Source organism: Spongiimicrobium salis (genome assembly GCF_043678055.1).
Lineage (GTDB): Bacteria > Bacteroidota > Bacteroidia > Flavobacteriales > Flavobacteriaceae > Spongiimicrobium > Spongiimicrobium salis.
This window is the reverse complement of the sequence record NZ_JBHEQA010000002.1, coordinates 1,041,837-1,055,067: the sequence shown is the minus strand read 5'-3', so window position 1 is coordinate 1,055,067 and position 13,231 is coordinate 1,041,837. Positions and strand designations below refer to the sequence as shown.

Here is a 13,231-nt window from a genome sequence, read left to right as displayed (position 1 = left end):
TTAAGTTGCTCGCCTAAAAATTAATTGCTAACTATGAAGAAGTTTTTTTTACTGTTTTTACTCATTTTCGCAGTGTCGTGTACAGAAGAAAATTTGGAAGAGGAGTTGTCCTTAAGTAATGAAGAAGAACCATCTAATTTAACAACAAAAACAGCATTGACAGATGCTATTGAAGGAGATGTCCAGAGGCCTACCAGTCCTAGTAATGTCAAAGCCTCGAACACGGGAAGGACATTGACGGATTTGAGTTGGGAACCGGGTACGGACAATGTGAAAATTGAAGGATACAACATTTATCAAGATGGGGTATATGTGGGGAACTCAAAAACAACGAATTACCGTGTTACAAAATTGGAAGTAAACAAATCCTATGACTTTACGGTTACTACGGTAGATGAAGAGGCCAATGAGTCTGTGCCAACAAAATTACTCAGTGTGGCAACAGTTGAAAGTACTGATACGGAAGCGCCTACAGGGATTCCAAGAATACAAGCGTTGAATATTACTGGAACGTCGGCTACGATCACCTGGACGGCTGCTACGGATAATGTAGGTGTTACGGGTTATATCGTTTACGGTGGCGGTGTAGTGGTGGCTACGCCTACGGGAACAACCTATGAAGCCACAGGATTAACGGGAAGTACATCCTATAGTTTTATCGTTGCGGCGGTTGATGCGGCGGGGAATGAATCTCCTGCTCGCAGGGTAATCTTTACCACTGCTGAGGTGTCCGATAGTGAAGCACCGGAAAGGCCAGGAAGGTTACGTGCGGCCAATATTACGGAAACTACAGTAGACTTGTCCTGGTTGGAGCCGGCGGATAATGTCGGGGTAACGTCCTACAGCATATACAGTGAAGGTGTGCTTATCGCAAGCCCTACGACTACTAATCATACCGTGACGGGCTTGACACCGGGAACGGATTATAGATTTATTATTTCTGCTTCGGATGCCGCAGGAAATGAATCTCCGAGAAGACTGATCGATATTACTACTTTAGGTAGTGCAACCAACGATACCGAAGCTCCTGAAAGACCTGGAAGATTGCGAGCGTCAAATATCACAGAAACTACGGTAGACCTATCCTGGTTGGAACCAGCGGATAATATAGGAGTTACCTCCTATAATATTTATAGTGAAGGTGCAGTAATAGGCGTTTCCAATACAACTAATTTTCAGGTGAGAGGACTTAGTCCCGGTACCGCATATCGTTTTATTATTTCTGCACTGGATGCCGCAGGGAACGAATCCCCTAGACGACTTATCGATGTAACAACCGAAGCGGCCGCCTTACCTCTACTGGATGGGGTAAGGGTATCTACTTTTGGCTTTGATCGGAATGATTCTACCTGGGCTTTAAGAAATGCCATGAACTCCGAGCATGAAGTTTTAATCGTAGACCGGCAGAGTACTGATTGGTTGGTAGGTCCTTTAACTTTTAGAAATATCAGAAACAAAACCATTGTTTTTGAACCTGGAGTGGTATTACGGGCAAGACCGGGGGCATTCCCAAATACCGGACACCGATTATTTCAAATGATAGAATGTGAGAATATTGAAATCATTGGAAATGGAGCTACGTTTAGAATGAACAAATCGGAATATACTTCTGGAGAACAGCGTCATGCACTCAGTATCATCAACTCTAGAAATATAACCGTAAGAGACCTTACATTCAGGGATAGTGGGGGAGATGGAATTTATATTTCTCGATTGAATGATGGGGATTTTAACGAAAATATTACCTTAGAGAATGTACAATGTATCAATAATAGAAGACAAGGGTTGACGGTAATAAGTGTTGATGGATTGACCGTAAGAAACTCTGTTTTCCGTGATAATATAGGCACATTACCTGCTGCTGGAGTAGACTTAGAACCAGAAGGGCCTTTGGATAGATTGCAAAATATCCTTATAGAGAACAGTAGTTTTACAGGTAATTTTGGGGAAGGAGTCCTATTCTCCTTGTCCAAAACAAATAGTTCTTCGCCTCCATTGGATGTCACATTTAGAAATATAACGGTTTCAGATAATTTTTCACGATCAAATTCAAGACGTTTCCCTGTAGAGGTGAAATTGGGTATGAGCAGTGAATTTTTAAGACCGATACGTGGAACTGTAGTTTTTGATGGGCTGCTCGTTGAAAATAGCGATTGGGGAGCGGTATGGTCTAAGAAAACTCAGAATGCCTATCATGTTACCATTAGAAATGCAACCTTTAGAAATATAAGTAGGGGAAGTAATGATCCTGTAATCCATCTTGGCCTATTGGGGTATAACACGCCAAACCTACCAAATTTGGGAGGGTATGATTTTGATAACGTCACTATCGACTATGATGGTGTGGATCCTTCTATTGAAATATTTGGACCCCGAAGAGATTGGGATTTGATCGATGTCACCGGAGACATTAATGTTATTTCGCCAACAGGTACCAATGTTGCAGATTTCTTAAACAAACTGCCTACGGTTCCTTTAACTATCAGGTAATTTTAACTACCATATAGCAACAAGCCAGAAAAGATTTCATTTCTGGCTTGTTTTTTAAAATCGGCAACCCCAACGGATGTGCCTTAGGGACTCTACATATCTATTTGGAGTGCCCTTGCTTGTCTGGATTTCAGCGAGCATAGTTCTCCTTTTTATGTTACTGCATAAGAAGCTTGTCGCTGCGTGTTACCACATTCATTTTTCAGTGGATTAGGGGCGTCTTTATGAAACAACCACCAACTTTTTTTTGATACCATATGGCTTATTGTCCCTATTCATAATATGGCCAATAGCTGATTTTTTAACAACGAGTGGATAAGAAATCCATTTTTAGCTTGAAAAATGATATGCGCCCTATGTAAAACGGAGCGTACCCTTCTTTTTTGAGAAAAGAGAAAAAAGTATAAATCGATACGAAATTGTTGTCAAATTGTAATAAAACGGTGTCATTCATCGAAAAAATGGAGTCAATCACACGAAAATTGAGGAATGGGAGTTTAGTAGTGACAATGGGGCAAAAATTTAATGGTATTAGTTATGAAAAAATTTTTGTGGTTGCCCCTTTGTGTATTTTTAGTAAGCTGTGTTGATGAAGATTTGATCGACGTTGTTTCGGCAGAATTCCCTGAAGAAATGCCTATCGATGGTACTTCGGAAAATGAAAATCCTGATTCGGATAAGAACGATGATGAGGTTCCCGATAGTCCTGCTAATTTTAAATATAGTAATATTGGACGGACCTTAGTGGATTTGGAATGGGATACGGCTACCGATGATGTGGGGGTTATAGGATATAATTTATATCAAAATGGCACGAGCATAGGAATCGTAGATCGTACGACCTACCGAGTAACAAAATTAGCAGTAAATACGGCCTATGATTTTGGAGTGGCTGCCGTAGATGCCAGTGGAAAAGAGTCAGAAATGAGTATCCTTGTGGTGGCAACGGAAGATGATGATGATAAATTACCGCCAAGTGCTCCCGGGAATCTTACCATAGCCAATATAGAACAGTCTTCTGCCGATTTATCCTGGAGTCCGGCTACGGACAATGCAGGGGTTACCAGTTATAATATTCATATTGATGATCTAAATATAGCGACGCCTACGCAAACGTCATACAATCTTACCGACCTTGATCCCGATACAAGTTATGAGGTTGTGGTAACCGCCGTTGATGCAGCAGGAAACGAATCTGAAGCGGCCCAGGTAACGATCAGTACCACTGAGATGGAAGATGGGGAGGCACCGTCCACTCCTGCCAATTTCAAAGCTTCGGAGATCACCGAAAATTCATTGAGACTCACTTGGAACGCCTCACAAGACAATGTAGGGGTGACGGCCTATAATATTTATCATGAAGAAGCGTTGATAGGCACGCCGAGCAATAGAAGTCTTCGCGTAAACGACCTGCAACCTGGAACCTCATATACCTTCGTTATCACCGCTGTTGACGCTGCTGGGAACGAATCTTTTGGAAGAAGGGTACATACTGCCACCTTATCTGATGAAGATCCTATTACGGGTGGCGTGAAAGCTTCAACTTTTGGTTATAATCCAACGGATGCCACTTTGGCCATTAAAAATGCCATCAATTCCGATAATGATGTGATTATTATTGATAGACAAAATTCGGATTGGATCGTGGGCCCCTTAACTTTTATAGGACTTAGCAATAAAACTATTGTTTTTGAACCTGGAGTGGTACTTAGAGCTAAAGTTGGCGGTTTTCCAAATACGAGCCACAGGTTGTTCCAATTGATAGATTGTTCCGATGTAACACTGATTGGGAACAATACTACCTTTCAAATGAACAAATCGGAGTACACTACTGGGGAGCAACGTCATGCCCTTAGTTTATTAGACTCTAGGAATATTACCGTTAGTGGTTTTACGTTCAGGGATAGTGGAGGGGATGGTATTTATATCTCAAGAACAGCAGAAGGATTATTCAATGAGAATATTGTGATCGATAATGTGGTATGTACCAATAATAAAAGACAGGGTATTTCCATAATCAGTGTAGATGGGTTGAGGGTGACCAACTCTACCTTTAAAAATAGTATTGGCGCCTTACCCGCAGCGGGAGTTGATATTGAACCGGAAGCTCCAGAAGATAGATTGGCGAATATTGAATTTGAAAATTGTGATTTTACGGGAAATTATGGAGAAGGTATATTGTTTTCTTTGTCAAAAACGGATAATACAGCCTTGCCTATGACCGTGACCTTTAAAGATGTGTATGTGTCGGACAACTTTTCCAGTTCCAATGAGCGCTTCCCAGTGGAAATTAAGCTGGGAATGACAAGTGACTTTGAAAACCCAATTCGAGGAAGTGTGGTTTTTGATGGGCTCTTGGTTGAAAATAGCGATTGGGGCGGAATATGGTCGAAAAAAACACATGATGCGTATACCGTAGACATCCGCAATGCGATGTTTCGTAATTTGAGTCAGAATAGTGAAGACCCAGTGATACATCTAGGATTGTTGGGATACAATGTTCCTGTTTTACCGGCACTGGGAGGATATAATTTTGAAAATGTTACGATCGATTATGATGGTGTAGACCCTTCTCTGGAAATATTTGGACCCAGCCAAAAGAGTTGGAATCTTTTGGACATGACGGGAAGAATACGCGTGATTTCCCCGAACGGCACCAGGGTAGCCGATAATCTGGATAAACTCACTACCGTTCCACTACAAGTGACAAACTAAAAAAAAGGCTTTCCTAAATTGGAAAGCCTTTTTTTTAAAGATTCATACGGTCTAAGATTGCCCTATTTTATAGTAGATAAAGCCTTTTTCATCCATTTCCGATTTGTTCAATAATCTCCTTCCGTCAAAGACAAAAGCAGGTTTTAACATTTTGGAGTAAATCGTATCCCAATCCAAGGTCTTAAATTCATCCCATTCGGTTAAAATAGCAACAGCATGGGCTTCTTCCGTAGCTGTTATGGGGTCCTTGGTAATCTTGACCAAATTTCTGTTCTCTTCTGGTGTCCGAGTGCCCAGATAATCCAGATCGGCATAAACGGTCTTTTCGGAAACTTTAGGGTCGTATACTACAATTTCCGCATTTTCTTCCAATAAGATATCGGCCACATAGATAGCGGCAGACTCTCTGGTATCATTCGTATCTTTTTTAAAGGCCCATCCATAAAAAACGATTTTTTTTCCGGAAACCGTATTGTATAAAGAGCTAATGATATTCTCGGCAAAACGTCTTTTTTGATAGTCGTTCATGATGATGACCTGTTCCCAATAATCCGCAACTTCCGAGAGGCCAAAACTCTGGGCAATATAAACGAGGTTCAAAATATCTTTTTGAAAGCATGACCCTCCAAATCCAACAGAGGAATTTAAGAATTTAGCCCCAATTCTACTATCAAAACCAATAGCTTTGGAAACTTCCTGAACGTTGGCATCGGTTTTTTCACATAGGGCAGAAATAGAATTGATAGAGGAAACCCTTTGCGCTAAAAATGCATTAGCGACCAATTTGGATAATTCGGAAGACCAAACATTTGTCTGTAGAATCCTTTCTTTGGGCAACCAATGTTCATAGATACGGCTGAGGGCATCCTTTGCTTCCTGTCCGGAGGGAGTTTCCTCACCTCCAATAAGAACTCTATCGGCATAAAGAAGGTCATCGATCGCAGTGCCTTCGGCAAGAAATTCAGGATTGGATAAGATCTCAAAATTTACGCCATTGCCCGTATTGTCCAAAATGCTCTTTATGGCTTCCGCGGTTCTTACCGGTAAAGTAGATTTTTCTACGACAATTTTATCTGTTTTGGCTACCTTGGCAATATTCCGAGCACAAAGTTCAATGAATTTTAAATCGGCAGCCTGTCCTTTTCCCTTCCCATAGGTTTTGGTGGGCGTGTTTACAGAAATAAATATAATTTCGGCTTCATCGATGGCTTTATCCACCTCCGTTGAAAAAAACAGGTTTTTTCCTCTTCGTGCGCCGACCAATTCTGTAAGGCCAGGTTCATATATGGGCAAGTTATCTAAATTCTCATCATTCCATTGTTCGATTCGCTTTTCGTTGATATCTACAACGGTAACTGTGATTTCAGGACATTTTTCAGCAATCACGGACATGGTCGGGCCGCCAACATAACCGGCACCTATACAACATATCTTTGTTATTTCTTTCATCAAAGTCTATTTTATGGGATGCAAAGATTGCAAAATAATTTAGAAGTCGATATATAATTGTTGCCAAACCTATATTGGACATGACGATGAATGGTCATTAAGTGGGGACAAGTTATATGCTTTTGTGGGATAAATGGTAGTTAACCGATAATTTGCAGTCTTAAACGAATTATAACAGTTTTTTAAGACTAAAAACGAAAGTATGCTTACTTTTACTTTTCGAAAGCAACCCAAATTTAAAAACACATCCATTGATTACTCAAACTAAAATATGGCTTTCCTCACCGCACATGGGAGGAAATGAACAAAATTATGTTGCAGAGGCCTTTGCTACAAATTGGATAGCACCCTTAGGACCTAATGTCAATGCATTTGAACAAGCAATCACAGATTACATTAAAGAAGACACCCATGTGGCAGCCCTGAGTTCAGGAACTGCGGCTATTCACTTAGGATTGGAATTACTAGGGGTTTCCTCTGGTGATGAAGTACTTTGTCAAAGTTTTACTTTTTCGGCTTCGGCGAATCCGGTAATGTATTGCGGAGCTATTCCTATCTTTATAGATAGTGAAAGGGACACCTGGAATATGTCTCCGACTCTTTTGGAAGAGGCCATAATGAATAGAATTGCCAATGGAAAAAAACCAAAAGCGATTATTTCCGTACATCTATATGGGATGCCATACAAGATCGATGAGATCAGAACGATTGCCGATCGGTATGGAATACCTATTATAGAAGACAGTGCGGAAGCTTTGGGAAGCAGGTATAAGGGCATAAAATGTAGTAGCTTTGGGGATATTGGAATACTATCCTTCAACGGAAATAAAATAATAACCACATCGGGAGGTGGAGCGCTAGTAACAAAAAAGGAGGCTTTGAAGAAAAGAGCAGTCTTTTTGGCTACACAAGCACGGGATAATGCACCGCATTACCAACATTCTTCCGTAGGGTACAATTATAGGATGAGCAATGTCCTAGCAGGCATTGGACGAGGACAAATGGAAGTTATTGATGACCGTGTAGCGGCCAGAAGGGCCAATTTTGATTTTTATACATCCAAATTGGGACACTTGAATGCCATTGAATTTTTGGAGGAACCGGAAGGATATTTTTCCAATAGATGGTTAAGCTGTATTTTAACACCGTCCTATGAAGTAAGGGAGAAAATTCGTTTGGCCCTCTTAGAATGTGATATAGAATCCAGACCGTTATGGAAACCTATGCATATGCAACCGGTTTTTGAAAAGTATATGAACTTTACGGATGGGACATCTGAAGATTTGTTCAATAGGGGACTTTGTTTGCCCAGTGGTTCAAATCTGATAAAAGAAGATTTACAAAGAATAGTTGACATAATTCTGAAAAATATTTGATTATGATTAAAAACTACTTAATAAGTAATGTACATAGATATGCATCCAAATGGTTGGTTTTGGGTATCGATGTGTTTTTAATTGCCATTTCATTCATTTTATCCTACTTGATCAGATTCAACTTGACCTTGAATTTTGATAGCGATAAATTGTTTGTGCAATTACCTATCGTAGCTGTTATTGGACTCCTTTCCTTTTTGTTTACAGGTTCTTTTAAGGGCGTGGTACGGCATACGGGAGTTAGGGATGTCTATAATATTTTCAATGCGATCTGTCTGTCCAGTATACTTTCCATTTTCATGGTGATCGTGAATCGACAGTTAAATTTAATGGATGATTTTACGATTCCTCTGGGAATCATTATTATTCATAGTTTGATTAGTTTTATTGCCCTTACTGCTTCTAGATATATTTTTAAAACCATTTACATTAATTTGGTCAGAAAGTTTAAGATCACTAAAAATGTATTGATTTATGGTGCAGGGGAATCCGGAATTCTAACATACAATGCTCTAAACCATTCTGCGGGTAGTTCCAAAGTTGTAGGCTACTTGGATGACGATCAGAAAAAAGTTGGCAAAAGTATCAATGGTGTTACCGTATATGGGAAAGAAGCTCTTAATGAATACTTTTTGAGTAAGCGCAATGTTGCGGAAATTATTGTATCGATCAATAACATCGACAATAACAAGCTTCGTCTTTTGGTAGAGAGTTTGATGGACTTTCCAGTGCAAGTAAAGATTGTGCCACCGGTTGAAGATTGGATCAACGGAGAGTTGAAGGTTTCTCAGATAAAACAGGTGCAAATAGAGGATTTGTTGAATAGGCAACCTATTGACCTCAAAAAAACAAAAGTAGCAGAAGAACTAAAGGACCAAGTCATTTTTGTGACAGGTGGTGCAGGCTCTATTGGGAGTGAAATAGTACGCCAAATTGCAAATTATGATTATAAGTCTTTAATCATTATTGACCAAGCAGAATCGGCATTATATGATCTTCAACAGGAGTTGAAACAAAATGGTTTTCACAATTTCATTCCCATGGTGGGGGACATTCGGGATAAGAACAGAATGAATACGTTCTTCCAAGAATACAAGCCTACAATGGTGTTCCATGCAGCCGCTTATAAGCATGTCCCTTTAATGGAGTATAATGCTTATGAAGCCATTAAAATTAATGTGGCAGGAACCAAAATGATGGTGGATCTGTCATTGAATTATAATGTTGAGAAATTTGTTTTTGTTTCTACGGATAAAGCAGTAAATCCAACGAATGTAATGGGAGCAACCAAGCGTATCGCCGAAATGTACATTAGTAGTATGCAACAAGAAAACAAAACTAAGTTTATTACAACTCGTTTTGGAAATGTATTGGGGTCCAATGGATCTGTGATACCCCTCTTCAAGAAACAAATTGAAAAAGGAGGACCACTTACGGTTACGCATAAAGATATCACACGGTATTTTATGACCATTCCCGAAGCTTCCCAATTAGTTTTAGAAGCTGCTTCTATGGGGCAAGGTGGAGAGATATTCATATTTGATATGGGGAAATCGGTTAAAATATTCGATTTGGCAAAAAATATGATAAAGCTTTCTGGATTGCGTTATCCAGAAGATATCGATATAAAGATAACCGGACTTCGACCTGGAGAAAAATTATATGAGGAGTTGTTGGCGAATGGTGAGGATACCTTGCCAACCTATCATAAAAAGATTATGATTGGAAAGGTTAGAGAACTAGATTATGCCGATGTACGATCAAAAATAGATGAACTTTGCGTATCCAATATGTTCTTTAATGGGGATACGGTTAAATTGATGAAGGCGATTGTACCAGAGTATGTTTCCAATAATTCCAAGTTTTGTTCTCTTGATGAAAAGCAGGAAACAAAAGGAAAACAGAAAAAGGTTTTACAATCATAATTTTACTATACTTGCAAAAAAAACATATAAAAATGATTTCAAAAAGAAGCATGGGAATTCGAGGAAAATGGGTGGTAACAACCCTTTTGTTGGCATCGATTTTTCTCACTTCATGTGGCTCAAAAAAGGATATCGTCTATTTTCAAAATACTGAGAGTTTTGAGACGATTATCAGTAAAAATACATTTACTCCAAAATTTAAAGTGGACGATCTGGTCAATATCCATGTCTCTACCTTAGATCCCCAGGCCAGTACTCCTTTTAATTTATATAGGGGTGCTACTACTGGAGCGGGAATTCCCGAGCAAGTAGATTATTTGATTGACGGGAACGGGGAAATTGACTTCCCGGTCATCGGAAAAGTGAAAATAGCTGGACTTTCCCCTCAAGAAACAAGGGTGTTGTTGGAGCAAAAACTATCGGACTATCTCAAAGATCCCATAATCAATATTCGCTTGAGGAACTTTACGGTAACCGTCCTGGGTGAAGTTAATAGACCGGGAACATATCCTGTAAATGGAGAGCGTATCACTATTCTTGAAGCCCTGGGACTTGCTGGAGATCTTACCATTAAGGGGCAGCGTAAAAATGTATTGGTACTTCGGGATTTTGATGGAACAAAAGTATATACGAAAATTGACCTGACGGATAAGGAGATTTTAAGTTCTCCAGTATATTATTTGACACAAAATGATGTAGTATATGTAGAACCTAACTCCTCGGCAATAGCCAGTTCGAGCTTGGACAGCCGAACTACCATTGGAATTTCAATAGCTTCCTTGCTAATCACTTCAACCATTATCGTTTTAACTAGAAATTGATTCATTTAGAAAGAAGGTAGCCTAACTTTCAAGGTATTAAAATTTACGATTTTTATGGAAAAGCTTGATTTAAAGGAAATCATGTCCCCTTATTTGAAACAATGGAAATGGTTTGTGCTATCAGCTATTGTTGCTGTTATAATTGGGTATGTTTACATAAGATATTCTATTCCGAAATACGCCGCGAAAGCTAAAATTCAAATTGTAGAAGATCAGAACTCAGGCGGTGGGCTGGATCTATTCAAGGATTTGGATTTTTTCTCGGATAGGACCAATAAGGTAGAGAATGAGATAGAGATTATAAATTCCCGATCTAATTTTATTGAAATTGCTAAGGAATTGGGACTGAATACCAAAGTTTGGGTGCTTGGAAATATTAAAAACACGGAGGTATACTCCAATCCGCCGATCAAACTCAACTTCATTGAGGCGGACTCCACGATAGATAAAGCTAATTTTGATTTTTACCTTACGCTTTCTTCCCCAACAACCTTTGGCTATGCAGAGGAAGAAGATGCCCCCATAAAAGTCTATTCTTACGGAAAAACCATCCCATCACCTATAGGAGATATGGTAGTCACTCCGAATACGGCTGTTTTTGACCGGTATAAAAACAAAAAGGTAAAAGTAAGTATAGATCCTATAACCGCGGTTGCCCAGGATTATAGGAACAGAATCAGCATTGCAAGTACAGAAGATTATTCCAATGTTGTAAACATTTCGTTGCAAGATCCGATCAAGGAAAAGGCAAGGGATATTATTGATGCCTTGATCCGTGTGTATAATAAAAATGCCATAGCCGATAAAAAACGTATCGCGGATAGAACTTCTGATTTTATCAATGAGCGTATTGCGAATATCTCTTCCAATTTATCCAGTGTAGATCAGTCTGCACAGGATTTGAGAACGGACAAGGGAATAACGGATATCCAGTCCGAAACCAACATCAATCTTAACGTTGGTGCGGCAAATCGGCAAGAATTGGCCAATGTTAGGAACCAGCTTAATATCGCTGCCTCTATGCAAAGTATTGTAGAGGAGCAAAACGGATTTGAACTTTTACCTTCTAATCTCGGTTTGACCGATGGTACCATCGCCAGTACTACTTCACAATACAATAATTTGGTCTTGGAACGTAACAGATTGTTGGAGAGCTCTACGGAAAGATCTCCTATCGTAGTCAATTTGGATCAACAACTCAATAGCCTTAAACAAACTATTCAATCCAGTTTAAATAGTACAGTAAATAATTTAGGATTGACGGCCAATACTTTGAGTAGACAGCAAGCTATAGTAAATTCCAAAATTTACTCCGCACCTGGAAATCAACGTGCACTTCGGGATATCACGAGAAAGCAGGAGACTACAGAATCTTTATACCTCTATCTTTTACAAAAAAGAGAGGAAGCCCAGATAGCGGTCGCTTCTACCTCTCCTAAATCCAAGATTATTGATTTTGCTTATGTTGTCAGCAATATACCGGTAAGCCCTCAAAGAAAAGTCATCTATCTGGCCTCTTTGATTTTGGGAATTTTAATCCCTTTCGGCATTATTTACATGCGTATTTTATTGGATAATAAAATTCACAATATGCACTCTTTGGAAAAAATTGTGCATGATGTACCCGTTCTGGGAGAGATTCCGAGATTGAGCAAAAAAGATAAGAAATCGATTGTCAATGAAGACCGATCTGTCTTAGGGGAGTCTTTGCGTATGATTCGAACCAATCTGGATTATTTGTTGAAGACCAATGTTTCTGGGAAAGAGAGAAGAAATGTGATCTTTGTAACTTCTAGTGTGCCTGGCGAGGGAAAAACTTTTTTATCTACAAATCTATCGCTGATTCTGGCCAGTGGAAACAAGAAGATATTGTTAGTGGGGGCAGACATTAGAAACCCTAAATTATACACCTTCTTTCCAAATGAACAAAATGCAGCAAATGCAAAACCCAAAAGAGGGAATAACGTAGGAATCACCGAATACTTGTATGACGATACTTTACAGACCAAAGACGTGATCAATCCCGTATCTGTAGATCACAATGTAATAGATATCATTTACTCAGGTAGGATACCGCCAAACCCGGCAGAATTATTAATGAGTGAACGCTTGGAAAGACTGTTGGAAGAAGTTTCTGGAATGTATGATTATGTTATCGTGGATACAGCTCCTTTAATGGTAGTAACGGATACGTTGACCATTGGTAAATATGCTGATCATATGATTTATGTGACCAGAGCTGGAATAACAGAGAAAAAAGCAGCGGAATTCCCAATAAAACTACAAAAGGAAGGGAAAATAAGTCCCCTGTCCTTTGTAGTAAATGATGTCAAGGCATCCAACCTTGGTTATGGCGGAAAATATGGCTACGGCTATGGAAAAGTCCAAAAAAAATGGTGGAAGTTTTAACAACATCATCTATACAATATCATAAACCCTTTTGAATATTTTCGGA

The 13,231-nt window shown here is 39.4% G+C and carries 7 protein-coding genes; 6 read left to right on the top strand and 1 reads right to left on the bottom strand.

Translation table 11 applies throughout. From position 1 onward, the window contains the following. The first annotated feature begins 33 nt into the window (after window positions 1-33). Both ACEXOE_RS13775 and ACEXOE_RS13770 read left to right on the top strand, forming a co-directional pair. Window positions 34-2,490: a fibronectin type III domain-containing protein gene (locus ACEXOE_RS13775; protein WP_394749394.1), complete on the top strand. Its 2,457-nt coding sequence runs from the start codon at window positions 34-36 to the stop codon at window positions 2,488-2,490. A 537-nt stretch (window positions 2,491-3,027) separates the two neighbouring features. Further along, entirely contained in the window at window positions 3,028-5,205 is a 2,178-nt protein-coding gene (locus tag ACEXOE_RS13770; protein WP_394749393.1) for a fibronectin type III domain-containing protein, read from the top strand. A 51-nt stretch (window positions 5,206-5,256) separates the two neighbouring features. On the opposite strand, the gene ACEXOE_RS13765 is transcribed toward ACEXOE_RS13770, so the two are convergent. Further along, window positions 5,257-6,654 carry a nucleotide sugar dehydrogenase gene (locus ACEXOE_RS13765; protein WP_394749392.1) on the bottom strand — a complete coding sequence of 466 codons (1,398 nt, stop codon included), beginning with the start codon at window positions 6,652-6,654 and terminating at the stop codon, window positions 5,257-5,259. A gap of 251 nt (window positions 6,655-6,905) precedes the next feature. Between ACEXOE_RS13765 and ACEXOE_RS13760 the strand changes: the two genes are divergently transcribed. Genes ACEXOE_RS13760 through ACEXOE_RS13745 form a run of 4 tightly spaced genes read left to right on the top strand, consistent with a single transcriptional unit; the run spans window position 6,906 to window position 13,185 of the window. Beyond that, window positions 6,906-8,030, top strand: a complete 1,125-nt coding sequence (locus ACEXOE_RS13760; protein ID WP_394749391.1) for a DegT/DnrJ/EryC1/StrS family aminotransferase — start codon at window positions 6,906-6,908, stop codon at window positions 8,028-8,030. Between the two features lie 2 nt (window positions 8,031-8,032). Beyond that, window positions 8,033-9,955 (top strand): polysaccharide biosynthesis protein, encoded by a 1,923-nt coding sequence (locus ACEXOE_RS13755; RefSeq protein WP_394749389.1) that lies wholly within the window; start codon window positions 8,033-8,035, stop codon window positions 9,953-9,955. Window positions 9,956-9,987: 32 nt separating this feature from the next. Beyond that, window positions 9,988-10,776, top strand: a complete 789-nt coding sequence (locus ACEXOE_RS13750; protein ID WP_394749388.1) for a polysaccharide biosynthesis/export family protein — start codon at window positions 9,988-9,990, stop codon at window positions 10,774-10,776. A 54-nt stretch (window positions 10,777-10,830) separates the two neighbouring features. Further along, complete coding sequence (locus tag ACEXOE_RS13745; RefSeq protein ID WP_394749387.1) at window positions 10,831-13,185, top strand: GumC family protein; 2,355 nt, start codon at window positions 10,831-10,833, stop codon at window positions 13,183-13,185. The last annotated feature ends 46 nt before the right edge of the window (window positions 13,186-13,231 follow it).

Bases quoted from the DNA above. Each gene is read 5' to 3' on its own strand.
- ACEXOE_RS13750 (WP_394749388.1), top strand. From the start codon at position 9,988: ATGATTTCAAAAAGAAGCATGGGAATTCGAGGAAAATGGGTGGTAACA.
- ACEXOE_RS13775 (WP_394749394.1), top strand. From the start codon at position 34: ATGAAGAAGTTTTTTTTACTGTTTTTACTCATTTTCGCAGTGTCGTGT.
- ACEXOE_RS13770 (WP_394749393.1), top strand. From the start codon at position 3,028: ATGAAAAAATTTTTGTGGTTGCCCCTTTGTGTATTTTTAGTAAGCTGT.
- ACEXOE_RS13765 (WP_394749392.1), bottom strand. From the start codon at position 6,654: ATGAAAGAAATAACAAAGATATGTTGTATAGGTGCCGGTTATGTTGGC.
- ACEXOE_RS13745 (WP_394749387.1), top strand. From the start codon at position 10,831: ATGGAAAAGCTTGATTTAAAGGAAATCATGTCCCCTTATTTGAAACAA.
- ACEXOE_RS13755 (WP_394749389.1), top strand. From the start codon at position 8,033: ATGATTAAAAACTACTTAATAAGTAATGTACATAGATATGCATCCAAA.